Genomic DNA, 25,462 nt, shown 5'->3' on the forward strand with positions numbered 1-25,462 from the left:
ACCCGAGCGAGCGAGCGCCCCTAGATGAACCAGAGCGAGCAGGACAAGCTCAAGCCAGCAATCGAGCTGCCCAGCGTGACGCCCGAGCGGGATTCCACGCCGGCCGCCGTCGACGGCATGGCGTTCGCGCGCCTGTACGGCGAGCCCCTGTTCAAACTGCCGCAGGACCTGTACATCCCGCCGGATGCGCTGGAGATCTTCCTGGAAGCGTTCGAAGGGCCGCTGGATCTGTTGCTTTACCTGATCCGCAGGCAGAACTTCAACGTCCTCGATATTCCGATGGCGCAAGTGACGCGCCAGTACCTCACGTATATCGAGCAGATCCGCAAGAGCAATCTTGAGCTGGCCGCCGAGTACCTGCTGATGGCCGCCATGCTGATCGAGATCAAGTCGCGGATGCTGCTGCCGGTGAAAAAATCCGACAGCGACGACGAAGAAGAGGATCCCCGCGCCGAACTGGTCCGCCGCCTGCTCGAATACGAGCAGATGAAGCTGGCGGCCATGCGCATCGACCAGGTGCCGCAGCTCGGGCGCGATTTCCTGCACTCCCAGGTCTACATCGAGCAGAGCATTGCGCCGCGCTTTCCCGATGTGGAAGTGGTCGACCTGCAAGCCGCGTGGGCCGACGTGATCAAGCGCGCCAAGCTCAACCAGCACCACAAGATCTCGCGCGAGGAACTCTCCGTACGCGAGCACATGAGCCACATCCTGCGCCGCCTGCAGCATTCCCGCTTCATGGAGTTCAGCGAACTCTTCGAAGACGCGGTGCGCTCCGGCAAGGGCGTGCCGGTGGTGGTGGTCAACTTCATCGCCATGCTTGAGCTATCGCGCGAAGCCCTGGTAGAGATCACCCAGGCCGAACCCTTCGCGCCGATTTATGTGCGATTGGCGTACATTCCCAGCTAAGCCGCACCAATAGCGCCGCCCGCCTCGGGCCGCATGCTCTACAATCCGCCGACAATCGGCGCCACCTAGAGCACCGGACCGGCCTCCCGGCGCACATCGCCCCGGGGCACTCCTACCACGACCAGCACACCAACTTCATGAAAGTCATTTCCTCCATTCACGAGTTGCGGGACCAGTTGCGCGGACAGAACCGGGCGGCCTTCGTGCCGACCATGGGCAACCTGCATGAAGGCCACCTGTCGCTGATGCGCCTGGCGCGTCAGCACGGTGACCCGGTGGTCGCGTCGATCTTCGTCAACCGGCTGCAGTTCGGTCCCAATGAGGATTTCGACAAGTACCCGCGCACGCTGCAGGACGACATCGAGAAGCTGCAAAAGGAAGGCGTCTACGTGCTGTTTGCGCCCACCGAGCGCGACATGTACCCGGAGCCGCAGGAATACCGCGTGGAGCCGCCGCACGACCTGGGCGACATCCTGGAAGGCGAATTCCGACCCGGCTTCTTCAAGGGCGTGTGCACGGTAGTGATGAAGCTGCTGTCGTGCGCGCAACCGCGCGTCGCCGTGTTCGGCAAGAAGGACTACCAGCAACTGATGATCGTGCGCCGCATGGTCCACCAGTTCGCGCTGCCGATCGACATCATCCCCGCCGAAACCGTGCGCGCCGAAGACGGCCTAGCCCTGTCCTCGCGCAACCGCTACCTCACGCCCGACGAACGCACCGAAGCCCCGGTGCTCTACAAGACGCTGCACGAAGTCCGCGACACCGTACTGGCCGCCAACAGCGCCAGCGCCGACCTCCCCGCCATCGAAGCCAGCGCCAAAGCCGCCCTGCAAGCCCGCGGCTGGCAACCCGACTACGTATCCATCCGCAAGCGCGTAGACCTGCAGGCACCCACCCGCGAAGAATACGTAGCAGGTGAACCGCTGGTCATCCTGACCGCAGCAAAACTCGGCGCGACAAGGCTGATCGACAACCTGGAAATCTGACGAAATCGAGGCCTGAACGACCCAGGCCTCGAAATGTCACCCCTGTCACCCATGTGAGTGAACTCGCATGGCGCCGCCTACCGATCGGTGTAGCCGTGATTCCCGCCCCCAAGGCGGAAATCACCCAAGCGCGATGCGAAGCGAGCCGTGAAGGTTTACCTAGGCCGTATGGGGCGCCTCGGGATTCGGCGAAAAGAGCGGAAAAGAGGGACCCATGTTTGAGTATCGCCTTAAGGCGATGCGAGTTTGGGTCCCGGCCGCTCTTTTCGCTGCAGTTGCAGTTGCCTTTGACGTTAAGCCGTTGAATTTGAAGCTGATTCTGCAGTTGCAGTTGCAGCCAACCAGCAATCAAACCTCAACCACCTCCTCCCGCCCCACCTCAACCTTAACCCCCTTAGCCCTCTCCATCGTCCGCACCACATGCCGCCGATGCCCCCGCCTGCGCTTCCACCAAATCAAAACCCCAGTAACACCAAACATCAACGGCACCAAACCAAACACCGAAATAAACGCCCGCCCCACCAATCCAAACGCTTCCCCGGTATGCAACGGATACATCCAGTTAAGGAAAGTATCCCCAGCCGGCGCATCCATCGGATCGCGAACCCCAAGCCGCTTACCCGTGTGCGCATCCAGCCAGAGCCGGGTCGCGCCACTGCCCTGGCGGACCTCGTCAGGTTGCCGCAACCGCACCTCAAACGGATCTCCCGCCTTGCGCGGAAAGCTGACCCGCGTCACCAGCGCCGCGGGATAAAGCGCCTGGGCAGCGCTCACGGCCTGCGCAGCACCTAGCAACGGCGTACCAGCAGGCGCCGCAGCCGATGCCGGCTTGCCAGGCGGCGATACCGTCATCACGCCAGCCACCATCGGCGTCACCCACTTGGGTAAATCCAGGTACCAGCCCGAAAACGCCATCGTAGCCAGCACCGGCGCCGCGAAAATGCCTGCCGTGCGATGCAGCGAATAATTGAAGCGCGACCACGAGCCTCCATGGCTGATGCGAAACGCATTGAGCACCGCGCGCGGCTTGAGCTTGGGCCACCACAGCACAACCCCGCCGATCACCAGCACCAGCAGCAGCATCCCGGTGATGCCCAGGATCGTCCGGCCGGTCTCGCCAGAGAGCAGGTAGTGGTGCAACTGGAACAAGGTCGGCAACAGCAGTGGGCGCGACAGGCCGGGCTCGCCCCAGACCCGTTCACCCTTCACCGTCAATGTGACGGGATCGACCATTACCTGGCGCGAGCGCCCGGCGTTGGGCGTGCCCTTGAGCGGGTACCAGGCAATAAACACCTCATGCGGCGCGGACGGCAGCATCAGCAACGTGGGGCGGCCATAGTGCGGGTCGGCCTGCAGGCGGTCAGTGACCGCTTGCACCGTGGCCGTCGCCACCGGCATGGGGACTTCCGCCGAGGCTGTCAGCAGCTCCGGGTTGAGCATGGCATCCAGCTCGTCGCGCCAGGCAATCACGGTGCCGGTCAGGCCCAACATGACAAACAGCAGGCCCAGCCACAAGCCGAGGTACAGGTGAATCTTGACGAAAACAACGCGCAGGCGGCCGGTGACCATGGGAAGCGGGGAGCAGATTGGGGGGTTGGGGGATTGTGGGGTTACGTTTTCGGACCCTATGCCAGCGTGCGCTTAATACGCCACACTACCAAGATGAGAATGCGAAAGATTCGCGATTCTAACAGGCAGGGCTTGCCCATGCGTGACAAGCGCACGACCGTGGCTGGGCTCGCCTGGATTGCGGCAGAATGTCGATCGTGCCCATTGCCGGCCCCGGACTCCCGCCCTGAAGATGCCCCATTCGATCGAATTGCTCCCTGCCGGCCCCCACGATGCCGCGCTGATTGCCGACCTGCACACGCAAAGCTGGCGCCATGCCTACCGCGGGCTGTTGCCGGCGGATTACCTTGAGCAGGAGGCGCCCGTCCAGCGCCGGCAAGCCTGGCAGGCTCGCCTTGTGGAGGGCGCCGAAGGGCCGCTGGAAGTCACGCTCGTGCGCGTGGACGGCACGCCGGCCGGCTTTGCCTGCCTGCAACCCGAGGCCAAGCCGCAATATGGCGTGTACCTAGATAACCTGCATGTGCTGCCGGGATGGCACGGACTGGGGCTTGGCAAGCGCCTCTTCGCCCATTGCGCGCGGCGTGCCGCCAGCGGCTGGCCAGGGCAGCCCCTTTTCCTCTATGTACTGGAAGGCAACACCCAGGCGCGCGAATTCTATCGGCGCCTGGACGGCCTGGAGAGCGAGGTGTTCGACGACCAGTTTCCCGGCGCCGATCTGATCGTGGCCGTGCGCCGCGTGAGCTGGCCGTCGGTGGATGCCCTGCTCAGGCGGCTGGACGCCTAGCCAGCGCCGGCTGCTCCAGCCAGCCAATGATCGGCTGCCACTGCTCCCAGTCCCGCGCCACGCGTGACGGCGCCACATCCCACAGCGTCAGGCCGTGCGCGGCAAGCTGCACGTAGTTCTGGGTATCGCGCAGGAAGCCAAGCACCGGCAGCCCCAGCTCCGCGACAAAGCGCTGCAGCTGCTCGGCCGCGCGGGTGCGCAGGTCGACCCGCATGCCGATCACACCCACCTCCACCTCGCCGTGGCGCACGCGCTTGTCGTCGGCGAGCCGGGTAAGGAAGTCCTGGGTGGCGAGGATATCGAACAAGGACGGTTGCAGCGGCACCACTACGCGGTGGGCCAATTTCATCACATCGTTGAAGCGCCAGCCGTGCAGGCCGGCCGGGGTGTCCAGCACCACGTGGGAGGTGCCTTTGGGCGGGCGCGCGATCTGGTCGGCGCTGATGTCCCAGGTGCGGATGGCCGGCGCCGAGGCCGGGCGCAAGCCCAGCCAGGCCCGTGATGACTGCTGCCGGTCCGTGTCGCCCAGCATCACGGCGTGGCCGGTGCTGGCGAAGTAGCCCGCCAGGTTGGTGGCCAGCGTGGTCTTGCCTACGCCGCCTTTGGGATTGGCGATCATGACTACGGGCATGGTTGTCTCCGCAATGGCTTTCCATGGCGGCGCTGCCGGCGGGCGCGCCGCTCCGGGTTCCGCCATGGCCCTGCCATTTGTCGCGACCGGGCCCTGGCGGAGCGGGCCCGCCTGCGAGTTTAGCAGTTGCCGCGTGTCGGCGGCTGGGGCGGCTGGGCGGCTATGACGCCTGCCATGACGCCTGCAGCGGCGCCAGCAAGGCATCCATGTCCAGGTGCGCGACGAGCGTATCGGCCAGGCGCTCGAGCGAGGCCTCGCGCAGCGCGGCCAGGTCGACGCCTTCGGCCCGCGCCAGCCCGGCCCAGCGCAGCAGCGCGCCGCAAGCCTCGGGCTGGTCGAACAGGCCGTGCACGTACGAGGCCAGCACCTGCCCGTCCTCCGATTGCGCGCCGTCCGGGCGCTCGCCTTCCAGCCATAGTGCCGGGCGCGCCAGCGCGGGGCCGGTGGTCACGCCCATATGGATTTCGTAGCCTTGCACGGCGGCATCGTCTAGCGCCAGCCGGCCGCTCACCACGCGCAGCTGCTTGTGCGGCGCCAGCACGGTGTCGTAGTCCAGCAGGCCAAAGCCCTCGCTGCTGCCGGGCGCGCCCTCGTTGCCGGCCGGGTCGTCCACCCGCCCCCCAGCATCTGCATGCCGCCGCAAACGCCGATGACCTTGCCGCCGTAGCGCAGGTGGCGCAGCAGGGCCGGCTCCCAGCCATTGGCGCGCAGGAAAGCCAGGTCGGCGCGCACGCTCTTGCTGCCCGGCAGCACGATCAGGTCCGCCGGCGGGATCGGCATGCCGGGGCCGATAAAGCGCAGGTCCACCTGCGGATGCGCGCGCAGCGCATCGAAATCCGTGTGATTGGAAATGCGCGGCAGTACCGGCACGATCACCCGCAGCAACTCGCCTCGCTTGGCCGCCTGCGCGCCGATGATGGCGTCCTCGGCATCCAGGTGCAGGCCGTGCAGGTAGGGCAGCACGCCCAGCACGGGCTTGCCGGTGCGCGCCTCCATCCAGTCCAGCCCGGGCTGCAGCAGCGCGATATCGCCGCGGAAGCGGTTGATGATGAAGCCCGTGATGCGCGCGCGCTCCGACTCCGACAGGCAGTCCAGCGTGCCCACCAGGTGGGCGAACACGCCACCGCGATCGATGTCGGCCACCAGCACCACCGGGCAGTCCACCGCTTCGGCAAAGCCCATATTGGCGATGTCGCGGTCGCGCAGGTTGATTTCCGCCGGACTGCCAGCGCCTTCCACCATCACCACCTCGTAGGCGCTCGACAGGCGCTGGTGCGAGGCCAGCACGGCCTGCATCGCCACCGGCTTGTAGGCGTGATAGGCACGCGCGTCCAGGTCCAGCCGCGCCTGGCCGTGGATGATGATTTGCGCGCCGGTATCGCTGCTGGGCTTGAGCAGCACCGGGTTCATATCGGTGTGCGGCGCCAGCCCGGCGGCAGCAGCCTGCAGGGCCTGGGCGCGTCCGATCTCGCCGCCGTCGGCGGTGACCGCACTGTTGAGCGCCATATTCTGCGGCTTGAACGGGACCACGCGTACGCCAGCGCGCGCCAGCACCCGGCACAGGCCGGCTACCAGGGTGCTCTTGCCCGCGTCGGAGGTGGTGCCCTGCACCATCAAGGTACCGCGCAAGCCACCCGGCGGTGCCGCGCCAACGGCTTCAGGAAGATTTTTGCATCGTGGGATTATCGCATCGGCGCCCCGCGGCACAGCCTGCGCGCTGGCTATTGCGGGCGTGCGATCCATGGATGCGCCCGCTACAATACCCGGATGACCCCGGTCAACGCTTCCGCCACCGCCACCGCCACCGAGCCCGCCAGCGCAGCCAGCCATGCGCCGGCCAGCGAACGCTCGCCCCAGGCCGCAGCCGTGCCGCACGCCGCTGCCAACCCCGGCCGCGCGCGCCAGCTCACGCTGGTGCTGGGCGGCGCGCGCTCCGGCAAGAGCCACTTTGCCGAGCAGATGGCCACCGACCATGCCGCTGCCACCGGCGGCCCCGTTACCTATATCGCAACCGCGCGCCACGACCAGGACAGCGCCGACGAAGAGATGGAGGTGCGCATCGCGCTGCACCGCGCCCGGCGCCCGGCCGAGTGGGGCCTGGTCGAGGCGCCGCTGCATCTGGCGGATGCGCTATATGCCCACGCCACCCACGATGGCTGCATCCTGGTCGACTGCGTCACGCTGTGGCTCAACAACCTGCTGTTCCTCGATGCGCGCAGTTATCCCGAGCATGGCCTGGTAACGCCGCCGGCCGCCTTCACCGAGGAAATCGACGCGCTGCTGTCAGCGCTGCCCACCCTGCCCGGCCATGTGATCCTGGTCTCCAACGAAATCGGCTTCGGCGTGGTGCCGATGGGCGCCATCACCCGCTTCTATGTCGACGAGCTGGGCCGCCTGAACCAGAAGCTGGCCGCCGCCGCGGACCGCGTGCGCCTGCTGGTGGCCGGCATCCCTGTCAGCGTGAAAGGCGCCGGCCCGGCGTGATGTCTTCGCTGTCGTGGCTGTCTTCATGGTGGCCGTTTCCCCTATTCAGCTGGCAGGCCTGCGTGGCCGCTGCCGTGGCCGGCGTGTTGCTGGACCAATGGCTGGGCGAGCCGCGCCGCTGGCATCCGCTGGTTGGCTTCGGCCGCCTTGCGGCTGCACTTGAACGCCGCCTGAACCACGGCGGCGCGCCGCTGCGCCAGCGGCTCACCGGCCTGGCCGCCTGGGCGCTGATGGTGCTGGTGCCGGCTGCGCTGGCCGCCCTGCTGGTGCACGCTGCCGCGCAGCTCAGCGCGGTGCTGGCGTGGCTGCTGCAAGCGCTGGCACTCTACGCGGCACTGGGCGCGCGCAGCCTGGCCCAGCATATCGCGCCGATCGCCACGGCGCTAGCGCAAGGCAATCTTGCCGAGGCGCGCCAGTTGACAGCACGCATCGTCTCGCGCGACACCACCGACGCGGATACCGAAGCGCTGGCCCGCGCCGCCTGCGAATCGGCGCTGGAGAATGGCAACGACGCCATCTTCGGCGCCTTGTTCTGGTTCCTGGTGGGCGGCGCGCCGGTTGTGATCGCCTATCGCCTTGCCAACACGCTGGACGCGATGTGGGGCTACCGCACGCCGCGCCTCGTGTATTTCGGCTGGGCGGCTGCGCGGCTTGACGACGTGCTCAACCTGGCGCCCGCCCGCCTGACCGCGCTCTCGTACGCGCTGCTCGGGCGCACCGCCCAGGCGCTGCGCTGCTGGCGCGCGCAGGCGCCAGCGTGGTCCAGCCCCAACGCGGGCCCGGTCATGGCGGCCGGCGCCGGCGCCGTCGGCGTGGCGCTGGGCGGCCCCGCCCGCTACCACGGCGAGTGGGAGCAGCGTCCGCCGCTGGGCATGGGGCACGCGCCCGGCGCGGCCGATGTGCACGCCTGCCTGCGCCTGGTTCAACGCACGCTGTGGCTATGGCTGGCCGCCGCCGGCGCCAGCGCCGCTCTCCTCCACTACGGCATCGCATGAGTACTCCGATCCGCCACGGCGGCGACCTGCTCGCCGCCGCGCGCCGCCATGGCCGCCCCGTCGAAGACTGGCTCGATCTTTCCACCGGCATCAACCCGGACGGCTACCCCGTGCCCGCCCTGCCCGCCGACGCGTGGCTGCGGCTGCCGCAGGACGACGACGGTCTGGCGGAACTAGCCGCGCAGGCCTACGGCGCACCGCGCGCCCTGCCGGTGGCCGGCTCGCAGGCCGCCATCCGCACCTTGCCGCAACTGCTCAAGCCCGGACGCGTTGGCGTGGCGGTGCAGGGATACAGCGAATACGCACCCGCCTTCGCGCGCGCAGGGCATGAGGTAGTGCCGCTCGCGGAGACGGATTTCGTCCGTGCGGACCTGGCCGCGCAACTTGACCACCTTGTGGTGGTGAACCCGAACAACCCAACCGGGCGCACCCTCGCGCAGGCCACGCTGCGGGCATGGCACGCGGATCTCGCCGCCCGCGGCGGCACGCTGCTGCTTGACGAAGCCTTCATGGATTGCACGCCCGAGCGCTCGCTGGCCGCGCTGGCGGATCGCCCCGGCCTGGTGGTGCTGCGCTCGCTAGGCAAGTTCTACGGCCTGGCCGGCGTGCGCTGCGGCTTTGTGCTGGCCGAGCCCGCGTTGCTGGCCGCGCTGGCCGAGCAGCTCGGGCACTGGACCGTGGCCGGCCCGGCGCGCGCGGTGGCGCGCCTGGCCCTGGCCGATCGCGCCTGGCAGGCAGCAGCACGTGAACGCCTGCAACAAGCCGGCATCCGGCTCGCGACGCTGCTGCGCAAGCACGGCCTGACGCCCGTGGGGCGCCCCTTGTTCAGCTGGGTGCCGAATGCCGATGCGGCGCGCCTGCACGAGGCCCTGGCGCGGCAAGGCGTGTGGACGCGGCTGTTCGACGCGCCGGCGGGCATCCCTGGCGTATTGCCGAGCCTGCGCCTGGGTTTGCCACCAGCGCAGGAGTCAGCATGGCAACGGCTCGATGCGGCACTGGCCCAAGCCCAGGCAACAATGCGCTCCGACACAAGCCCCTTTCCAGCTAAACCCGATGACGCCTACCTCGTTCACTGCCCGTGCCCTGCTGGTCCTCACCACACTGCTGGGCAGCGGCCTTTGCAGCCAAGCCGGCGCCGCCGTTTCGGTGGTTGACGACGCCGGCCAGACGGTCACGCTGGACCAGCCCGCACGCCGCGTGATCTCGCTCGCGCCGCACGTCACCGAAATGCTCTACGCCGCCGGCGGCGGCGCGCGCATCGTCGGCACCGTCAGCTACAGCGACTACCCGCCGCAAGCACGCGACATCCCGCGAGTCGGCGACAACAAGGCACTGGATCTCGAACGCATCGCGGCGCTCAAGCCAGACCTGATCGTCGTGTGGCGCCACGGCAATGCGCAGAAGCAAACCGACCGCCTGCGCGCGCTCGGCCTGCCGCTGTTCTACAGCGAGCCGCGCAAGCTCGAAGGCATCCCCAGCAATATCGAGAGAATGGGCGTGCTGCTCGGCACCGAGCCCACCGCCAACAGCGCCGCCAACAGCTTCCGCCAGCAGATCGACAAGCTGCGCCAGACCTACGCGGCGCGCCCGCCGGTGACCGTGTTCTACCAGGTATGGCAGCAACCGCTGATGACACTCAGCGGCCAGCACCTGATCAGCGACGTGCTCGCGCTATGCGGCGGGCGCAACCTCTTCGCCAACGAAGCGCTGCTGGTGCCCACGGTATCGGTGGAAGCCGTGGTAGCCGGCAACCCGGAAGTGATGATGACCGCCAGCATGGGCGCAACCCGCTCCGACCGCCCGCTGCCCGACTTCGCCATGTGGGAACGCTGGAAACAGGTAACGGCCGTGTCGCGCGGCAACCTCTACGCCATCGACGGCGACCTGGTCAACCGGGCAGGCCCACGCATCGCGCAAGGCGCGGAAGTCGTGTGCAAGGACTTGGACAACGCGCGGCGGAAACGGCCGGCGCAGTAGGCGTAAGAAAGGTCAAGGGTCAGGCCTGAGATCTCGTACTTGACGAACGCCCGCCCTCTCCCCGGCCCCTCTCCCGCAAGCGGGAGAGGGGAGCCAACCAGCGGGAGCAGAAACGACATCGTCAGACAACAATTCGGTGTAGCCGTGATACCCGCCCGAGGGGCGGGCATCACCCAAGCGCGATGCGAAGCGAGCCGTGAAGGTGTGCCAAGGCCGTATGGGGCGCCTCGGGATTCGGCGAAAAGAGCGGAAAAGAGGGACCCATGTCTGAGTATCGCCTTAAGGCGATGCGAGTTTGGGTCCCGGCCGCTCTTTTCGTCGAATCCCGAGGGGTGTCGCCCCATCCTGCGCGCCTTTTTGCCTACTTTTTTGGCAAGACAAAAAAGTAGGTCGCCGCCCCGCAGGGGTGGTGAAACTGCTTTTGACTTTAAGCAGTTGCAGTTGCAGTTGCGGGCAGTCATCACCCAACGCCCTCAACCTCAAACCCGATTCCACCACCGCAACCGCGGCCCCCCCACCCAGCGTAAACCGACAACTCGCCCCAAAGCCAAGATCCCACCCCAGCGTAGTAGCCAGCGGCACGCCAAGCCAATGCGCAGCCAGCATACGCATCGGCCCCGCATGAGCAACAACCCACAGCCGGTCCGGGGCATCCACCGGCAAGGCATCCGCCCAAGCCGCCACACGCGCCATGGCCTCCGCTACAGTCTCGCCCCCATGGGGCCGCGCATGCAACAGATCGGCAGCCCACGCATCCAGCTCGGCGCGCGGCACCGCGTCCCAGGCGTGGCCTTCCCACCGGCCAAAATCGAGTTCGCGCAACTGGGCATCGGCTTGCGGCACCACCCCCAAATCCCGCGCCAGTAAATCAGCCGTAGCGCGAGCCCGCGCCATCGTGCTGCAAACAATGCGTTGCGGCGCGAGGCCATCGAGTGCCAGCAACATGCGAGCAGGCTCGGGCAATACGGGCTGAGCCAACGGCAGGTCAAGCGCGCCGTAGCAGATCCCCTGCGCAACCTCAGGCGCCGCGTGGCGGATCAGGACCAGGTCCATGCCGCCGCCACGAGATAGATCAACAACTCGGCCAGTTGCTGCGCCATGCCAAGGCAGTCGCCCGTGTAACCGCCAATGCGGCGAACAAAGTAGCGCCCCAGCAAAAAGCGCAGCACCACCAACGCAACGATCACCACAGCGGCAAACAGCGGCGACACCAGCAACAGGGGCAACGCGCCGCAAAGCAGCGTGAAACCCAGTCCGATGCCGGACAGCCGCTGCGCCACCGGCTTGGCCTTGCCCTCGGCGCGTACATAGTCCAGCGTGGCAAGATAGCTCACCGCCATAGCGCGGCTGGCCGCATGCGCAGCCACCAGCACCAGCAGCAACTCCACGATGCCGCTATGCGCGGCAATCGCCACCAGCAGTTGCCACTTCAGCAGCAGCGCCACCACCAGCGCGATGGCACCGAAGGCGCCGATGCGCGAGTCGTGCATGATGCGCAGCACATCCTCGCGCCGGTAGCCGCCGCCGAAAGCATCCACGCAGTCGGCCAGGCCGTCTTCGTGGAAAGCGCCGGTAGCCAGCAGCGTCACGGCCATGCCCAGCAGCAAGGCCACGCCCGGCGGCCACCATTGCAGCGCGCCCCAGCTAGCCAGCGCGCCAAGCACGCCGACCAGCAAGCCCACCAGCGGGAAATAGCGCGCCGCCGCATTCAGGTAGTGCGGCGCAAAGCCGACCCAGCGCGGCACCGGCACCCGCGTGAAGTAGCCGACGGCGGTCAGGAAGTAGCGAAGTTCGTCGAGCATGGGCCGGGTGGGTTGGGCGAAGTAGCCGGAGCGCTACCGCAGTCTACGCCGACGCGGTGCTGACGCCGGCGGCGCCGAAGGTGGCCATCTCGCGCAGGAAGGCCGCGGCCGATGCCACCAGCGGATAGGCCAGCGCGGCGCCGGTGCCTTCGCCCAGGCGCAGGTCCAGTGCCAGCAGCGGCTGCGCGCCGAAGTGTTCCAGCAAGCGCCGGTGGCCGTGCTCGTGCGAGCAATGCGAGAACACGCAGTACGCGAGCACCTCGGGCGCGAGACGCTGCGCCGCCAGCAGCGCGGCCGACGCGATAAAGCCATCAACCAGGATCACCATGCGGCTGGCGGCCGCGGCCAGGAACGCGCCAGTCATCATGGCGATCTCGAAGCCGCCGAAGGCGGCCAGTACGTCGAGCGGTTCCACGGCGTCGGCGTGCAGCGCCAGCGCCTGCGCCAGCACCGCGCGCTTGCGCGCCAGGCCCGCGTCGTCCAGGCCGGTGCCGCGGCCGATGCAATCCTCAATCGGTGTATCGGTAAGCCGGCTCACCAGGCACACGGCCGACGAGGTATTGGCAATGCCCATCTCGCCGAAGCCGATCACGTTGCTGCCCAGCTGGCCGTGGCGCAGCACGCGCGCCATGCCGGCGGTGAGCGCCGCCTGCACCTGCTCCGCGCTCATGGCGCGCTCAAAGGCAAAATTGCGCGTGCCTGCCGCGATGCGGCAGTTGACCAGCCCGGGCGCGGACGGCAGCGGCGCGCGCACGCCCGCGTCCACCACCTCCAGCGCCAGCCCGTGCAGGCGCGAGAACACATTGATGGCGGCGCCGCCGGCCAGGAAGTTGAGCACCATCTGCGCCGTGACCTCGGCCGGATAGGCGCTCACGCCGGCATCGGCCACGCCATGGTCGCCAGCGAACACGATCACCGCGGGACGCTTGAGCTCAGGCGTGCCGCTGCCGGTGATCAGGCCGATCTGCAAGGCCAGGTCCTCGAGCCGGCCGAGCGCGCCGAGCGGCTTGGTCTTGGCATCGATGGCGGCTTGCAGGGTCGAGCGCAAGGAGACGTCTAGCGGGGCAATGGCGGGCAACTGCATGGTGTTTCTTGGTGATTCTTGATGAAGATTCGCTGGAACAAGCATAGACGTTTTACATCTCGACGCCACGTTGGGCCTTGATGCCTTGCTGGAAGGCATGCTTGACCGGCGTCATGTCCGTCACGGTATCCGCCGCCTCGATCAGCGCGGGCGGTGCGCCGCGGCCGGTGATGACCACGTGCTGCATCGGCGGGCGGGCGCGCAGGTCGGCGATGACGGTGTCCACATCGAGGTAGTGCAGCTTGAGCGCGATATTGAGCTCGTCCAGCAGGACCAGTCCGATCGACGGGTCGCGCAGCAGCGAGGCGCGCCACCTCCCACGCGGCCTGGGCCTTGGCCACGTCGCGCGCGCGGTCCTGGGTTTCCCAGGTGTAGCCCTCGCCCATCACGTGGAAGGCGCATTGCTCCGGAAAGCGCCGCAGGAACAGTTCCTCGCCGCTGGGAATCGCGCCCTTGATGAATTGCACCACGCCGGCCTGCATGCCATGGCCTAGCGCACGCACCACCATGCCAAAGCCGGAGCTGGACTTGCCCTTGCCGTTGCCGGTGGTGATGACGATCACGCCGCGCTCGTCCTGCGCAGCGGCAATCTTGGCATCCACGACATCCTTCTTGCGCACCATGCGCGCCTTGTGGCGGTCGTCGCGGGCGGCGTCTTCCGACGTGGAAGTCTCAAAGGCTTTGGGTTCAGTCATGTTGGGTTCCGTCTGGTTCGGGGGAATGCGCCCCATCGGCAATCAGCGCGGTATGGCGGCCGTCGCTCACGCTGACAATGGGCGTGCGCAGCGCGTGCGAGCAATGCGCGGGGGTCAGGACCTGCGCCGCCAGGCCGTGCAGGCAGAGGCCATCCTCTGCCAGCAGCAAAGCATGGGTCGCGTAGCGCCGCGCCAGGTTAAGGTCATGCAGGATCACCACGATGGCATGGCGGCCCGCGCGTGCCAGCCGGGCCAGGGTTTCCAGCACCATGATCTGGTGGCGCAGGTCAAGGTGGGCGGCGGGTTCGTCCAGCATCAACAGCGGCGCCTGTTGCGCGAGCGTGGCGGCCAGCGAAACGCGCTGGCGCTCGCCGCCGGACAGGGTCAGCACATCGCGCCCGGCCAGCGCATCGAGATCCATCTCGCGCATCACCGCGGCGACCACCGCGTCGTCCTCGCGGCCGGCCCAGCCCCAGCCTGACAGATGGGGGTGACGGCCTACCGCCACGGCGTCGCGCACCGACATGGAGAAGGTGTCGTGCACCGCCTGCGGCAGGTAGGCGCGGCGCAATGCCAGGGCAGCGGGCGGCGTCTCCAGCGGCGCGCGGCCATCCAGCAGCACCACGCCGCCGTCCGGCTTGCGCAGGCCGGCCAGCACCGACATCAGCGTGGATTTGCCGACGCCGTTCGGGCCCACGATGCACCACAGCTCGCCCGCCTGCATGGACAGGCTCAGCCCATCTAGCAATGAGCGTGCGCCGGCGCGCAGCTGCAAGGACTGCAGCACCAGTGGCGGACAGGGGGTGACGGGTTCGTTCCAGGTCGGCATAGGGATCAGCGCGGCCTGCGCAGCAGCAAGAAGAGGAAGGTCGGCACGCCCAGCAGCGCCGTGATCACGCCCACCGGCAGCTGCGCGGGCGCAATCACCGTGCGCGCCACCAGGTCGGCGGCCATCAGCAGCGTGCCACCGAGCAAGGCGGACGCAGGCAGCATCAAGCGCTGGTCGTTGCCCCAGGCAAGGCGCACCAGGTGCGGCACCACCAGCCCGACAAAGCCGATCGAGCCGGCCGAGGTAATGGCCACCGCGATGGCCAGCGAGGCCAGCACGAACACCGACATGCGCACCACGCCGACGCGCACGCCCAGCGCCTGCGCCACGGTCTCGCCCATCAGCATGGCATTGAGCGAGCGCGCCATCGGCATGGCCAGCAGCACGGCCAGCGCCAGCGCGCCCAGCGCCAGCCCGTAGCTGGCGGTGCCGCCCAGGTCGCCGGTCAGCCAGAACAACATGCCGCGCAAGCGGGCCTCGGGCGCCACGCTCAGGATCAGGGTGATCAACGCGCCCCAGCCCGCGGCCAGGATCACGCCTGTAAGAAGCAGGCGTGAGCCGGCCTCATGATGGCCGCCCTGCACCTGCGGATGCAGCAGGTCGCGCCGCGCCAGCGTGGCCACCAGCACCATCGAGAACAGCGCGCCGCCGGCCGCGCCGGCCTGCACCGTCCACAGCGGCCACATCATCAGCATGGCGGTGAGCGCGCCGGTGGCCGCGCCACCCGACACGCCCAGCACATAGGGCTCGGCCAGCGGGTTGCGCAGCAGCACCTGCATCAGCGCGCCGGTCAGGGCCAGCAGGCCGCCGCAGGCGAACGCGGCCGCCGCGCGGAGCAGCCGCAGCTCGCGCACGATGGCGCCAGCGGTATTGTCGGCGCCGCCGGACAGCGCCTGCCAGACCTGCGCGCCCGACAGCGACACGCTGCCCACCGCCAGCGACAGCAGGAACACCGCCACGCCGGCGGCGGCAAGCATCAGCCAGACCGCTAGCGCGCGGCGCATGTCAGGCAGCCACCATCATTTCTGACGCCAGCCCAGCGTGACAAAGCCGGCGCGTCCCTGCGTGTTGAAGGGATAGGCGAGCTGGTAGTTCTTGTCGAACAGGTTTTCCACACGGGCGGCAACGAACCATTGCTTGTCGATGTTATAGCGGGCATTGAGGTTGACGATACCGTATCCGCCCAGCGTGCGCGAGCCGCTGTCCATGCGCGTCGAGGAGATGATCCACTCGCCGCCCAGGCGGAAGTCGCCAAACTGGCGGCCCACGTCGAATGCGGCATGGCGGCGCGCGCGGCGCAGCAGCTGCGTATTGCTCTGCTCGTCCACCGGGTTCTGGAAGGTGATGCTGGCGCCCACGTCGGTGCCCATCAGCTTGGCGCGCCACGAGGCTTCGATGCCCTGCACCTTGGCCTTGTTGACATTCTGCGCCAGGAACAAGCCATTGGGCTGCAGCGCCGAGGTGATCAGGTTGTCGTAGCGGGTCTGGAATGCGGTCACGCGCAGCAGCCCGGCGGCGTCGGTGTTGTACTGCGCGCCCAGCTCGAACGACTTGGCGCGCTCGGGCTGGATGCCGGGCTGGCCAAAGCCCGGGAAGTACAGTTCGTTGAATGTCGGCGCGCGGAACGCATTGCTGGCGTTGGCGATCAGCTTCAGCGCGTTGGTCACGTTATAGCCGTAGCCGGCGAAGTAGCTGGCCTTGTTGCCGAAGTCCGAGTAGTGGTCGTTGCGGACATTGAGCTGCAGCTGGTGCTTGCCGAGGCGGCCGTCGTAGCCGCCGAACACCGAGGTGATATTGCGCGTGGGCGCCGTGTAGGAGCTCGAGTCAAGCTCCTGCTGCGCGTGCTCGGCGCCGAACAACACGGTATGCGAGGGAGCCAGCGCGTACTCGTTCTGCCAGGTGTACTGGCGGTTGCGCGTGTTGAAACGGCTATTGAACACGCCGTTCAAGGTGTTCTCGCTGCGGTCCTCGCTCTGGGCCACCTTGAAATGCGTGGTCCAGTCCCGGGTAATCTTGCCGTTAGCAAAGGCGGATACCGTGTACAGCTCGCTGTTCATCCACCAGACATCGGTGGGCTTGCCGGTCGTGCTGTCGTAGGAGAGCTTGCTCTTGGAGTAGTACGCGGTGACGCCGGCATCCCAGTCGCTGGTGAAGCGATGCTTGACCTGGCCCGATACGCTCTTGTTGTCGTAGGGGTTGTCGTTGGGGTTGGCCTTGGGCTGCTGCTTGGTGTTGATGGCCGAGAAGCCGTCGGTCTTGATGGCCGAGCCCGTGATATTGAACGACGTATCGCCGATCTGGCCGCCGTAGCCCACCGTGCCCTGGCGCGTATTGTTGCTGCCGTACTCGATCTGCGCGTTGGCCGCCGGAGCCTGGCCCGCGCCGCTCTTGGTGAAGATCTGCACCACGCCGCCGATCGCATCCGAGCCGTACAGCGCGGAGACGTTGCCGCGCACGATTTCGATATGGTCGATCTGGTCGGGCAGGATGTTCGACAACTGGGCCGTGCCGCTGCTGGCCGACGAAACCCGCACGCCGTCGATCAGGATCAGCGTCTGGTTGCTGTTGGCCCCGCGCATGAACAGGGTGGTATTGGCGCCCAGGCCGCCATTGGCGGCAAACTCCACGCCGGCTTGCGTGCGCAGGAGCGAGCGCAGGTCGATGGCCTGCGAGTTGATGATGTCCTGCTGGGTCACCACCGTGGTGTGCGGCAGTGCCTCGGTCAGCGGCTGGGCAGTGCGGTTGGCGCTGACCACCACCGGCGCGAGCTGCGCGTCGGCGGCCGGCTGTACGGCGGAAGCTTCGCTGGCCTGGGCCATCGCGGCGCCGGGCGCGCACACGGCGAGCAAAGCGATCAGGGTCGCGGGCAGTTGCCGGGAATGGATAGCGGGGGCGGTCTGGCGCGCCGGCGATGCCGGACGGCTCGACTTGTAAGACGATGAGCGCATGATGCGGATTGTGGGAGAGAGCTGCCTGGTCCGTTCCCCCGCGGACCGTCTGGCGACGAAGCGCGCCGCTGGCTTGCGCGGCAAGAAGCAGCGGGAGGGCGGCGCACTCTCGTTCAGGCCGGTATCCGGGCTGGCGACACCAGTCCGACCGCCTTCCCGAACCTTGCGGTTCAGTGGCTGAGTGGTCGGCCTTGCGATCTTGCGATCGCGGTCGCTTACCGTTGCGGGGGCAGCACAGGTTGGCACGGCCCTGCCCTGGCGGCGACGGCTGGCTCCCTGTTTCCCGTTGAACTGCAACCCTGTAGTGAATAGGATTACGAGCACCTGGAACGTGCGCGAGTGTAGGCAGTTTCAAGCCCAGCGTCAATGGCGCGGAAAAAACGCAGGAAAGCGCCTGAAAACAGGCATAAAGCCGGCGCCACGGATGCCGTTAAGCGACGATGCATGCAACTTCGGCGCGCAGGCCCGGTCACACACGTCTGCGTTCGCCGTCCGCACGATAGCGCTTGGGCTAAAATCCCAAAACCCGAGACCCTAGATATGACAGGCTCTATGCTCACCGAACTCGAACAACTCGCCGCCAAGATCGGGCGTGTGCTGCACCATGCCGATACCCTGGCGGCGGAGAACCAGCGCCTGCGGGAGGAGATCGAACGCCTGCAGGCCGAGGCCAGCCAGCTGCGCGGCGACCGCGAAGCCATGGCCGCCGACCGCGAGCTGCTCAATATCAAGATCGAGGAAGCGCAGCTGCGCATCCAGTCGATCCTGGACAAGCTGCCCACCGCCAGCGACGCCCGCCAGCTCGACCTGCTGGGCGAAGGCGAGGCCGCCAGCCGCGCCGAACAAAAGGCACCTGGAGAAAACGCATGAGCAATAAGCAAGTCGAAGTGAACATTGCCGGCCAGTCCTACCGGTTCGCCATTGCCCCCGACAACGAGGCCGCGCTGCTGGAAGCCGTGGCACTGGTAGACGACCAGATGACCCGGCTCAAGGGCGGGGTATCCGCCAAGGGCTTGGAACGCGTTGCCGTGATGGCCGCCATCAGCATCGCCTCGGACCTGCTCTCGCTCAAGCGCAAGCAGCAGGAGGACGGCGCGATTCCCGTTGATGCCGTGCGTGCACGCATTCGCGAGCTGAACGAACGCGCGGACGAAGCCCTGCGCCAATACGCGCATGTGGGCACCAATTCGCCCGTACCGCGCAGCTGAACGCTTAGCCTCTCGCCGGCGGTGTACCGCACGGCACAGTCGCGCAGCGCCATGGTAGCGATATCGGCTCGATGTGCCCCACATGCCGCGCGCGTCAGCAAAATGTAACGATACGCAAAGACGGGCTTGGTATGGAAAGCCTCGCGGTGTATAGTGGAGCCAAGCCGCACCAAGCCACATAGTTGCGGTACCTTAGGTCGGGTTATCGCGCCTGACCGCCGTTTTCATCCCATCCAAGTTAGAAACGGCAAACGTCTGACAGCCTTGCCAAAGCAGCATGTTTGGCAGTGCAAAAGAGTCAGACGTTTGACAGTTTCCCTGCCTGGTTCGTCAGGATCATATTCCTTGAACCGATAAGCATTTGTTGGTGCGGGATTATGCCGTGTGGGCGAGCGCGTCGCTTGATTCATAGTTTCAGTTTGGACTCCCTGAATCAGTGATGTACCCGAAATGCGGCTTCCGCAGCCACTCTGAACCTCACTTGGGTTCAGGATGCCGATCCAGCGGCCGAGGCGGGGACCCCTCTAAAGGCGGTGGTTATTCGACCACCGCCTTTTCCTTTTGTGGCGCGCATTCGCGCGTCACCTCCGCAGCGCCCCCTTCCGTTTTTCCTCCACGGCCCACATCCGTCAGACGGTTTTCTTTTGGCCGTGCTTGCTGCACCATATCGCTGTCGCCAACGTCACGCCCGCCCCTGCCCGCCCATGAGCCGATCCACGCAAGCCAATGCCGCCGCGCGCGCCCGCCAGTACTGGCTGATGAAGTCGGAACCCGACGAGGCCAGCATCGATATGCTGGCCGAGCGCGGCACCTTGCCATGGACCGGCGTGCGCAACTACCAGGCCCGCAACTTCATGCGCGACGGCATGCGCATCGGCGATGGCGTGCTGTTTTATCACTCCTCCTGCCCGCAACCCGGCATTGCCGGCCTGGCCGAGGTCAGCTCGCAGCCCTACCCCGATCCCACCCAGTTCGACCCCAAGAGCGATTACTACGACGCTGCCGCCAAGCCAGATGCGCCGCGCTGGATGCTGGTTGACGTGCGCTTTGTCGGCAAGGGCCCGCTGATCTCGCTGGCCGACCTGCGCGCGCACGAGGAACTGGCCGACATGGTCGTGCTACGCCGCGGCAACCGGCTGTCGATCACGCCGGTGACCCCGGCCGAATGGCGTTTCATCACCACGCGGCTGATGCGATAGCCAGGCACCGACGGCCACATCAGCGGCATGACACAATGGCTGCCGACTACATAACTACAACACCAACAAGGTCGATTCCGCTTCATGAGCTTTTCCCTGATTCCCGGGCTGTTGATGCTCGGCGCCTTTACCGGCTTCTGCGCCGGCTTGCTTGGCGTGGGCGGCGGCATGCTGATGGTGCCCTTCCTCACGCTGCTGTTCACCGCCCTGGCCTTCCCCCAGGAGGCCATCGTCCATATGGCCATCGCCACCTCCATGGCGACCATCCTGTTTACTTCGCTGTCGTCGGTACGCGCCCACCACAAGCGCGGCATGGTGCGCTGGAAGCTGGTATTCGCGCTGGCGCCCGGCATCCTGATCGGCGGCATGATCGGCGGCGGCAAGGTCTTCGCGGCGCTCAAGACCAGCTGGCTGTCCCTGCTGTTCGCCATATTCGTCGGCTTTTCGGCATGGCAGATGCTGCGTAACCGCAAGCCCGCCCCGCACCGGCAACTCCCGGGCACGCCGGGCATGCTGGGCGCGGGCGGCGTGATCGGCTTCCTGTCCAGCCTGGTGGGCGCCGGCGGCGGCTTTGTCTCGGTGCCGTTCATGACCTGGTGCAATGTGCCCATCCACAACGCCGTGGCCACCTCGGCCGCGCTGGGGTTTCCCATCGCGGTAGCGAGCGTGATCGGCTATGTATGGAGCGGGCTGGGCCAGACCGGGCTGCCGGCCGGCTCGCTCGGCTACATCTACCTGCCGGCGCTGGCGGTGATCGCGCTGGCCAGCGTGCTGACCGCGCCGCTGGGCGCGCGCACCGCGCACCGCATGGATGTCGGGCAGTTGAAGAAGGTCTTCGCCTGCCTGCTGTTCAGCCTGTCGGCCTATATGCTGTGGAAGGCCTGGCACGCGTTCTGAAGGACCACGGCATCCGAAGATACAAGTAGATACAAGGTCGCACGCCACGTAGCGGAACGATCACCTGGGGAGCGCGTCTGATACCCATCGTCTTGAAAGGGAAAATGCAATGAAACATCTGCTTGCCGCCACGCTGCTCGGTACCACCGCCATGGTTGCCTCCGCCCAGGGCGGTGGCCCGACCCACGACCCGGCCCCTGCCGGCGTGCTGTCGCTGTCCGCCCAGGCCGCCACCGAAGTGCCGACCGACGTGGTCCACCTGACGCTCGCAGCCGAGCAGGAAGGCGCGGAACCGGGCGCGATCTCCTCGGCGCTGTCGGCCAAGACGGCAGATGTGATTGCACAGGCCAAGCGTACCAATGGCGTGCAGGCGCAATCGGGCGGCTTCACCATCTATCCGTCCAACGACAAGAACGGGCGCATCAGCACCTGGCGCGGCCGCGCCGAGGTGATTCTGGAATCGCGCGATTTCACGGCCGTGTCCAAGCTCGCGGGCCAGCTCGCCAGCCAGATGCAGGTGCAGAACATCAGCTTCTCGCTCTCGCGCGAAGCCCGCCTGGCCGCCGAGGCCAAGCTGACCGAACAGGCCGTGGCGTCGTTCCGCGACAAGGCGCAGGCCACCACCAAGCTGTTCGGCTACGGCAGCTACACCATCCGTGAAGTGCAGGTGGGCGAGGTGGGCGCAGTGCAGCCGATGCCGCGCATGTATGCGGCCAAGGCCATGATGGCCGATTCCGCGCCGGTGCCGGTCGAGGGCGGCAAGGCCCAGGTCACCGTGACGGTGAACGGCTCGGTGCAGATGCTCAAGTAAGCGCTGTCCAAAGCCACAGGCATAAAGACACCAGGCACAAGGCACAGAACAAGGCCCCTGTCGCGCAAGCGGCAGGGGCCTTGTCTTTGATGCATAAGCCATCGAGGAGCGGCGGTGCTTACAGCTCCCCGAACTGCTGGCGCAGCACGTTCTTCTGCACCTTGCCCATGGTGTTGCGCGGCAGCTCATCGACCAGGTGCACGCGCTTGGGCACCTTGAAATTGGCGATGCGGCCCTTGAGCCCGCCGATCAGGCCCAGCGCGTCGAGCGAGGCGCCGGGCTTGCCGACCACCACCGCCACCACGGCCTCGCCGAAATCGGCATGCGGCACGCCGATCACGGCGCTTTCCGCCACGCCCGGCATCTCGTCGATAAAGCTCTCGATCTCCTTCGGGTAGACGTTGTAGCCACCGGAGATGATCAGGTCCTTGCTGCGGCCAACGATGGTCAGGTAGTCGTCGGGCACCTTGCGCTCGCCGGCCTGGCTGACGATGGCGCCGCCAAAGCGGCCTACGTCGCCGGTCTTGAACCAGCCGTCGGCGGTGAACTCCTCCTGCGTCTTCTCCGGCATGCGCCAGTAACCCTTGAACACGTTCGGGCCGCGCACTTTCACATTGCCGATCTCGCCGGCCGCGCAAGGCTTGCCGTCGCCATCCACCACGCGCACCGACACACCCGGCAGCGCCTTGCCGACGGTGCCGCCGATACGCTCGCCGTCCTGCGCTTCGTACGGGTTGGAGACCAGCATCACGGTCTCGCTCATGCCGTAGCGCTCCAGGATGGTGTGCCCGGTGCGCTCGCGGAACGCATCGAAGGTTTCCATTAGCAGCGGCGCGGAGCCGGACACGAACAGGCGCATGCGGCGGCAGGTGTCGTCATCAAAGCGCGGCTCCTGCACCATGCGCACGTAATACGTGGGCACGCCCATCATCACGGTGCAACGCGGCAGGAATTTCAGGATCTGCGCCATGTCGAGCTTGGGCGCCCAGATCATCTTGGCGCCGGCCAGCAGCGCCCCGTGCGACGCCACGAACAAGCCATGCACGTGGAAGATCGGCAGCATGTGCAGCAGCACGTCATCGCTGCGCCAGCCCCAGTATGCATGCAGCGTCTTGGCGTTGGACGCCAGGTTGCCGTGCGTGAGCATGGCGCCCTTGCTGCGCCCCGTGGTGCCCGAGGTGTAGAGGATGGCGGCAAGCTCGTCGGCGCCGCGCGCCACCGTGGTGAAGGCGTCGGGCTGCGCGGCAGCGCGGGACAACAGCGAGCCGGAGCGGTCGTCGTCCAGCGTGAAGACGTGCTTGGTGCCGTGGCGGAACGCTACCTTGGAGACCCAGCCGAAGTTGGCGCTGCTGCACACCACCACCGCCGGCTCCGCGTTGCCCACGAAGTAGTCGATCTCGGCTTCCTGGTAGGCGGTATTGAGCGGCAGGTAGATGTAGCCGGCACGCAGCGTGGCGAGGTACAGGAACAGCGCCTCGGGCGATTTTTCCACCTGCACCGCCACGCGCGCGCTTTCGGGCAGCTTGAGCGCGGCCAGCAGGTTGGCCATCTTGGCGGTGGCGCGGTCGAGGTCGTCCCAACTGTAGTAGAGGCCGTCGTGGGTTTCAATGCAGCAGGCACTGCGGTCCGCCGGGAAGCGGGATTCGAAGAGGGCGAACAGGTTGGCGTTCATATTGCGGAAGATAAAAAACGGAATCGGCAATAGCATGGGCAATCCGCATGGGCAATCCGATCGACAGCCGGCAATGATACCTAAAGCTACTGCCCGTGCTATTGCCCAGTAAAGCGCGGCGGCCGGCGGGCCAGGAATGCGGCCACGCCTTCGGCATGGTCGGCGCTGTCGCCATAGCGGAAGTGCGCGTCGAGCTCCGCCGCTGTGAGCGGCGCTGGCGCGCTCGCCAGGCGGCGGATGCTCTCCTTGTTGATGCGGGCGGCCAGCGGCGCGCCGGCCACGATGCGCTTCACGGCCGCGGCGACTTCGTCACCAAGTGGCGCGGCCGGCACCACGCGCGTCAACAGCCCCTTCTCGCGCGCCTCGGCGGCGTCGAACACCCGGCCCTCCAGCAGGATCTCCAGCGTCACCGCGCGGCCCGCCAGGGCCAGCAGCCCGGTCAGCTCGCCAGGCGCCATGGGAAAGCCGAGCCGGTTGATCGGCACGCCAAAGCGGCTATCGTCGGCGGCGATGCGCAGGTCGCAATGGCAGGCGATCTCCAGCCCGCCGCCTACGCAAACCCCTTCGATCATGGCCAGCGTGGGATGCAGGCAGCCCGCGATGGCGGCCAGCGCGGGCGCAATCACCGCTTCGTGGTAACGGCGCAGCGCGGCGGCGTCGCCCCGTTGCTCGGGAAACTCGGCAATGTCGGCGCCCGCGGCAAGTTGCCATCGGCGCCGCGCAGCACCACGCAGCGCAGCGAGGGATCGTCGGACAGGTCCGCAAAACCCCGCGCCAGCGCGCGCCACATCGCCACCGAGATGGCATTGAGCTTGCCCGCGTTGGACAGCGTGACCGTGGCCACGTCACCCTCACGCGCGAACGCCACCGTGCCGCTCATGCCTGCGCTCCACGCTGATGGGAAACTTCGGGAATCATGTGGCTATCCTCCATCAGTCGATCTTGGCGCCGGACTGCTGCACCACCGTAGCCCAGCGCTTGATCTCGGCGCGCTGGAACTGTGCGAACTGCTCTTGTGTGAAGGCCGGCGTGTCGGAGCCGTTGGCAATCCAGATCTGTTTCATCTCCGGCGTGTTGAGTGCTTTCTCCACCTCGGTGTAAAGCCTGTCGACGATGTCCTTGGGCGTGTTCTTCGGCACCCACATCGCGTACCAGGTGGAAACCTCGTAGTTGGGCACCCCGGCCTCGGCGGCGGTGGGCACGTTCGGGAACGCAGCCGAGCGCTTGGTCGATGCCACCGCCAGCGCCTTGATGCGGCCGGCGCGGATGTGCTGGGCAGAAGAGCCGAGCCCATCGAAATCCATGTCCACCTGGCCCGCGATCAGGTCGGACAGCGCAGGGCCCGCCCCTTGTACGGGATATGCGTGATGAAGGTCTTGGTCTGCAGCTTGAACAGCTCGCCCGCCAGATGGTGGGAGGAGCCGTTGCCGGCCGAGGCGTAGTTCAGCTTGCCGGGATTCTTCTTGGCGTAGTCGATCAGCTCGCCCAGCGTGTTGGCGGTGACCTTGGCCGGGTTCACCACGATCACCTGCGGCGGCTGCGCGATCACCGTGATGGGGATGAAATCCTTCTCGATGTCGTAGTCGAGCTTCTTGTAGAACGACGGTGCGATGGCGTGGTGCGCGCCGCCGATGAACACGGTATAGCCGTCCGGCGCGGCCTTGGACGCGATGCTGGCGCCCACGGTGCCGCCGGCGCCGCCGCGGTTATCGATCACGAACTGCTTGCCGATCTGCTTGGAAAGCTGCGCGGTCAGCGGGCGGGCGAAGGCATCGGTGCCACCGCCGGCCGGGAACGGCACGATCACGGTGATCGGCTTGGACGGCCAGGTGTCGGCCTGCGCCACGGGGGCTACCGCGCCCAAACCCGCGCCCAGCGCGCAAGCCAGCCCTGCCAGTTGAAACTGACGACGATTCATGACTCTGTCTCCTCTCTCTCTGTTCTGCTGCGGAAAGTCAAAATGAAGAACGGCTGGCATGGCCCGG

Annotated in this window: 21 protein-coding genes, 1 other RNA gene, 5 pseudogenes and 1 riboswitch; of the genes and pseudogenes, 13 read left to right on the forward strand and 14 right to left on the reverse strand. The window is 67.1% G+C overall.

Translation table 11 applies throughout. The features are described from left to right. Positions 1 to 24: 24 nt before the first annotated feature. Both OMK73_RS23180 and panC read left to right on the forward strand, forming a co-directional pair. Positions 25 to 906, forward strand: coding sequence for a segregation and condensation protein A (locus tag OMK73_RS23180; protein WP_267604100.1), 882 nt, complete (start codon positions 25 to 27; stop codon positions 904 to 906). Between the two features lie 137 nt (positions 907 to 1,043). Beyond that, positions 1,044 to 1,892, forward strand: a complete 849-nt coding sequence (gene panC / locus OMK73_RS23185) for a pantoate--beta-alanine ligase (protein WP_267604101.1) — start codon at positions 1,044 to 1,046, stop codon at positions 1,890 to 1,892. Between the two features lie 348 nt (positions 1,893 to 2,240). Here panC and OMK73_RS23190 read toward each other — a convergent pair whose 3' ends face one another. Further along, positions 2,241 to 3,461: a PepSY-associated TM helix domain-containing protein gene (locus OMK73_RS23190; protein ID WP_267604102.1), complete on the reverse strand. Its 1,221-nt coding sequence runs from the start codon at positions 3,459 to 3,461 to the stop codon at positions 2,241 to 2,243. A 232-nt stretch (positions 3,462 to 3,693) separates the two neighbouring features. Between OMK73_RS23190 and OMK73_RS23195 the strand changes: the two genes are divergently transcribed. Further along, a complete protein-coding gene (locus OMK73_RS23195) occupies positions 3,694 to 4,245 on the forward strand; it encodes a GNAT family N-acetyltransferase (RefSeq protein WP_267604103.1) in 552 nt (183 codons plus the stop codon). On the opposite strand, the gene OMK73_RS23200 is transcribed toward OMK73_RS23195, so the two are convergent. Both OMK73_RS23200 and OMK73_RS23205 read right to left on the reverse strand, forming a co-directional pair. Further along, positions 4,226 to 4,876: a ParA family protein gene (locus tag OMK73_RS23200; protein ID WP_267604104.1), complete on the reverse strand. Its 651-nt coding sequence runs from the start codon at positions 4,874 to 4,876 to the stop codon at positions 4,226 to 4,228. The genes OMK73_RS23195 and OMK73_RS23200 overlap by 20 nt on opposite strands. A 160-nt stretch (positions 4,877 to 5,036) precedes the next feature. Further along, positions 5,037 to 6,490 (reverse strand): annotated as a pseudogene (locus OMK73_RS23205) (cobyric acid synthase). 153 nt (positions 6,491 to 6,643) lie between these two features. On the opposite strand from OMK73_RS23205, the gene cobU reads away from it, so the two are divergent. Genes cobU through OMK73_RS23225 form a run of 4 tightly spaced genes read left to right on the forward strand, consistent with a single transcriptional unit; the run spans position 6,644 to position 10,332 of the window. Next, positions 6,644 to 7,360 (forward strand): bifunctional adenosylcobinamide kinase/adenosylcobinamide-phosphate guanylyltransferase, encoded by a 717-nt coding sequence (gene cobU / locus OMK73_RS23210; RefSeq protein ID WP_267604105.1) that lies wholly within the window; start codon positions 6,644 to 6,646, stop codon positions 7,358 to 7,360. Further along, positions 7,360 to 8,355 (forward strand): adenosylcobinamide-phosphate synthase CbiB, encoded by a 996-nt coding sequence (gene cbiB / locus OMK73_RS23215; RefSeq protein ID WP_267606483.1) that lies wholly within the window; start codon positions 7,360 to 7,362, stop codon positions 8,353 to 8,355. The genes cobU and cbiB overlap by 1 nt, the downstream gene beginning before the upstream one ends. Continuing rightward, positions 8,352 to 9,509, forward strand: coding sequence for a threonine-phosphate decarboxylase CobD (cobD, locus tag OMK73_RS23220; RefSeq protein ID WP_267604106.1), 1,158 nt, complete (start codon positions 8,352 to 8,354; stop codon positions 9,507 to 9,509). The genes cbiB and cobD overlap by 4 nt, the downstream gene beginning before the upstream one ends. Continuing rightward, positions 9,409 to 10,332, forward strand: a complete 924-nt coding sequence (locus OMK73_RS23225) for a cobalamin-binding protein (protein WP_267604107.1) — start codon at positions 9,409 to 9,411, stop codon at positions 10,330 to 10,332. Before cobD ends, OMK73_RS23225 begins: the two co-directional genes overlap by 101 nt. 479 nt (positions 10,333 to 10,811) lie before the next feature. On the opposite strand, the pseudogene cobC reads toward OMK73_RS23225, so the two are convergent. The 7 genes and pseudogenes from cobC to OMK73_RS23260 all read right to left on the reverse strand — a co-directional run bounded on the left by cobC (position 10,812) and on the right by OMK73_RS23260 (position 17,690). After that, positions 10,812 to 11,385: pseudogene (cobC, locus tag OMK73_RS23230) on the reverse strand (alpha-ribazole phosphatase family protein). Next, positions 11,370 to 12,134, reverse strand: coding sequence for an adenosylcobinamide-GDP ribazoletransferase (locus tag OMK73_RS23235; RefSeq protein ID WP_267604108.1), 765 nt, complete (start codon positions 12,132 to 12,134; stop codon positions 11,370 to 11,372). The pseudogene cobC and the gene OMK73_RS23235 overlap by 16 nt, the downstream one beginning before the upstream one ends. Before the next feature lie 43 nt (positions 12,135 to 12,177). Further along, positions 12,178 to 13,218: a nicotinate-nucleotide--dimethylbenzimidazole phosphoribosyltransferase gene (cobT, locus tag OMK73_RS23240; RefSeq protein WP_267604109.1), complete on the reverse strand. Its 1,041-nt coding sequence runs from the start codon at positions 13,216 to 13,218 to the stop codon at positions 12,178 to 12,180. A 52-nt stretch (positions 13,219 to 13,270) separates the two neighbouring features. Next, positions 13,271 to 13,913: pseudogene (gene cobO, locus OMK73_RS23245) on the reverse strand (cob(I)yrinic acid a,c-diamide adenosyltransferase). After that, on the reverse strand, positions 13,906 to 14,742 hold the full coding sequence (locus OMK73_RS23250; protein WP_267604110.1) for an ABC transporter ATP-binding protein: 837 nt from the start codon (positions 14,740 to 14,742) through the stop codon (positions 13,906 to 13,908). The pseudogene cobO and the gene OMK73_RS23250 overlap by 8 nt, the downstream one beginning before the upstream one ends. 5 nt (positions 14,743 to 14,747) lie before the next feature. Then, complete coding sequence (locus OMK73_RS23255; RefSeq protein WP_267604111.1) at positions 14,748 to 15,746, reverse strand: FecCD family ABC transporter permease; 999 nt, start codon at positions 15,744 to 15,746, stop codon at positions 14,748 to 14,750. 15 nt (positions 15,747 to 15,761) lie between these two features. Beyond that, positions 15,762 to 17,690, reverse strand: coding sequence for a TonB-dependent receptor plug domain-containing protein (locus tag OMK73_RS23260; protein WP_267604112.1), 1,929 nt, complete (start codon positions 17,688 to 17,690; stop codon positions 15,762 to 15,764). Between the two features lie 98 nt (positions 17,691 to 17,788). Next, positions 17,789 to 18,033: riboswitch (cobalamin riboswitch) on the reverse strand. A 209-nt stretch (positions 18,034 to 18,242) separates the two neighbouring features. Here OMK73_RS23260 and OMK73_RS23265 point away from each other — a divergent pair. The 3 genes from OMK73_RS23265 to ssrS all read left to right on the forward strand — a co-directional run bounded on the left by OMK73_RS23265 (position 18,243) and on the right by ssrS (position 19,421). Beyond that, complete coding sequence (locus tag OMK73_RS23265; RefSeq protein WP_267606484.1) at positions 18,243 to 18,560, forward strand: hypothetical protein; 318 nt, start codon at positions 18,243 to 18,245, stop codon at positions 18,558 to 18,560. After that, a complete protein-coding gene (locus tag OMK73_RS23270) occupies positions 18,557 to 18,898 on the forward strand; it encodes a cell division protein ZapA (protein WP_267604113.1) in 342 nt (113 codons plus the stop codon). The genes OMK73_RS23265 and OMK73_RS23270 overlap by 4 nt, the downstream gene beginning before the upstream one ends. A gap of 312 nt (positions 18,899 to 19,210) precedes the next feature. Continuing rightward, positions 19,211 to 19,421, forward strand: a non-coding RNA gene (gene ssrS, locus OMK73_RS23275) — 6S RNA. Between the two features lie 14 nt (positions 19,422 to 19,435). Here ssrS and OMK73_RS23280 read toward each other — a convergent pair. Further along, complete coding sequence (locus OMK73_RS23280) at positions 19,436 to 19,564, reverse strand: hypothetical protein (RefSeq protein WP_267604114.1); 129 nt, start codon at positions 19,562 to 19,564, stop codon at positions 19,436 to 19,438. 38 nt (positions 19,565 to 19,602) lie between these two features. Here OMK73_RS23280 and OMK73_RS23285 point away from each other — a divergent pair, with 38 nt between their 5' ends. The 3 genes from OMK73_RS23285 to OMK73_RS23295 all read left to right on the forward strand — a co-directional run bounded on the left by OMK73_RS23285 (position 19,603) and on the right by OMK73_RS23295 (position 21,805). Continuing rightward, complete coding sequence (locus OMK73_RS23285; RefSeq protein WP_267604115.1) at positions 19,603 to 20,097, forward strand: EVE domain-containing protein; 495 nt, start codon at positions 19,603 to 19,605, stop codon at positions 20,095 to 20,097. A gap of 84 nt (positions 20,098 to 20,181) precedes the next feature. Continuing rightward, positions 20,182 to 20,994 (forward strand): sulfite exporter TauE/SafE family protein, encoded by an 813-nt coding sequence (locus OMK73_RS23290; protein ID WP_267604116.1) that lies wholly within the window; start codon positions 20,182 to 20,184, stop codon positions 20,992 to 20,994. 109 nt (positions 20,995 to 21,103) lie between these two features. After that, positions 21,104 to 21,805, forward strand: coding sequence for an SIMPL domain-containing protein (locus OMK73_RS23295; protein ID WP_267604117.1), 702 nt, complete (start codon positions 21,104 to 21,106; stop codon positions 21,803 to 21,805). Between the two features lie 118 nt (positions 21,806 to 21,923). Here the strand turns inward: OMK73_RS23295 and OMK73_RS23300 are convergent, their stop codons facing one another. The 3 genes and pseudogenes from OMK73_RS23300 to OMK73_RS23310 all read right to left on the reverse strand — a co-directional run bounded on the left by OMK73_RS23300 (position 21,924) and on the right by OMK73_RS23310 (position 25,395). Continuing rightward, a complete protein-coding gene (locus OMK73_RS23300; protein ID WP_267606485.1) occupies positions 21,924 to 23,477 on the reverse strand; it encodes a malonate--CoA ligase in 1,554 nt (517 codons plus the stop codon). Between the two features lie 98 nt (positions 23,478 to 23,575). Beyond that, positions 23,576 to 24,357 (reverse strand): annotated as a pseudogene (locus tag OMK73_RS23305) (enoyl-CoA hydratase-related protein). Between the two features lie 52 nt (positions 24,358 to 24,409). Continuing rightward, positions 24,410 to 25,395 (reverse strand): annotated as a pseudogene (locus tag OMK73_RS23310) (Bug family tripartite tricarboxylate transporter substrate binding protein). Positions 25,396 to 25,462: the final 67 nt, after the last annotated feature.

It is taken from the genome of Cupriavidus sp. D39 (assembly GCF_026627925.1).
GTDB lineage: Bacteria > Pseudomonadota > Gammaproteobacteria > Burkholderiales > Burkholderiaceae > Cupriavidus > Cupriavidus ulmosensis.

Excerpts from the sequence above, each read along its gene's own strand:
- OMK73_RS23180 (WP_267604100.1), top strand. The coding sequence starts at position 25 with ATGAACCAGAGCGAGCAGGACAAGCTCAAGCCAGCAATCGAGCTGCCC.
- panC (WP_267604101.1), top strand. The coding sequence starts at position 1,044 with ATGAAAGTCATTTCCTCCATTCACGAGTTGCGGGACCAGTTGCGCGGA.
- OMK73_RS23190 (WP_267604102.1), bottom strand. The coding sequence starts at position 3,461 with ATGGTCACCGGCCGCCTGCGCGTTGTTTTCGTCAAGATTCACCTGTAC.
- OMK73_RS23195 (WP_267604103.1), top strand. The coding sequence starts at position 3,694 with ATGCCCCATTCGATCGAATTGCTCCCTGCCGGCCCCCACGATGCCGCG.
- OMK73_RS23200 (WP_267604104.1), bottom strand. The coding sequence starts at position 4,876 with ATGCCCGTAGTCATGATCGCCAATCCCAAAGGCGGCGTAGGCAAGACC.
- cobU (WP_267604105.1), top strand. The coding sequence starts at position 6,644 with ATGACCCCGGTCAACGCTTCCGCCACCGCCACCGCCACCGAGCCCGCC.
- cbiB (WP_267606483.1), top strand. The coding sequence starts at position 7,360 with ATGTCTTCGCTGTCGTGGCTGTCTTCATGGTGGCCGTTTCCCCTATTC.
- cobD (WP_267604106.1), top strand. The coding sequence starts at position 8,352 with ATGAGTACTCCGATCCGCCACGGCGGCGACCTGCTCGCCGCCGCGCGC.
- OMK73_RS23225 (WP_267604107.1), top strand. The coding sequence starts at position 9,409 with ATGACGCCTACCTCGTTCACTGCCCGTGCCCTGCTGGTCCTCACCACA.
- OMK73_RS23235 (WP_267604108.1), bottom strand. The coding sequence starts at position 12,134 with ATGCTCGACGAACTTCGCTACTTCCTGACCGCCGTCGGCTACTTCACG.
- cobT (WP_267604109.1), bottom strand. The coding sequence starts at position 13,218 with ATGCAGTTGCCCGCCATTGCCCCGCTAGACGTCTCCTTGCGCTCGACC.
- OMK73_RS23250 (WP_267604110.1), bottom strand. The coding sequence starts at position 14,742 with ATGCCGACCTGGAACGAACCCGTCACCCCCTGTCCGCCACTGGTGCTG.
- OMK73_RS23255 (WP_267604111.1), bottom strand. The coding sequence starts at position 15,746 with ATGCGCCGCGCGCTAGCGGTCTGGCTGATGCTTGCCGCCGCCGGCGTG.
- OMK73_RS23260 (WP_267604112.1), bottom strand. The coding sequence starts at position 17,690 with ATGCGCTCATCGTCTTACAAGTCGAGCCGTCCGGCATCGCCGGCGCGC.
- OMK73_RS23265 (WP_267606484.1), top strand. The coding sequence starts at position 18,243 with ATGCTCACCGAACTCGAACAACTCGCCGCCAAGATCGGGCGTGTGCTG.
- OMK73_RS23270 (WP_267604113.1), top strand. The coding sequence starts at position 18,557 with ATGAGCAATAAGCAAGTCGAAGTGAACATTGCCGGCCAGTCCTACCGG.
- OMK73_RS23280 (WP_267604114.1), bottom strand. The coding sequence starts at position 19,564 with ATGGTGCAGCAAGCACGGCCAAAAGAAAACCGTCTGACGGATGTGGGC.
- OMK73_RS23285 (WP_267604115.1), top strand. The coding sequence starts at position 19,603 with ATGAGCCGATCCACGCAAGCCAATGCCGCCGCGCGCGCCCGCCAGTAC.
- OMK73_RS23290 (WP_267604116.1), top strand. The coding sequence starts at position 20,182 with ATGAGCTTTTCCCTGATTCCCGGGCTGTTGATGCTCGGCGCCTTTACC.
- OMK73_RS23295 (WP_267604117.1), top strand. The coding sequence starts at position 21,104 with ATGAAACATCTGCTTGCCGCCACGCTGCTCGGTACCACCGCCATGGTT.
- OMK73_RS23300 (WP_267606485.1), bottom strand. The coding sequence starts at position 23,477 with ATGAACGCCAACCTGTTCGCCCTCTTCGAATCCCGCTTCCCGGCGGAC.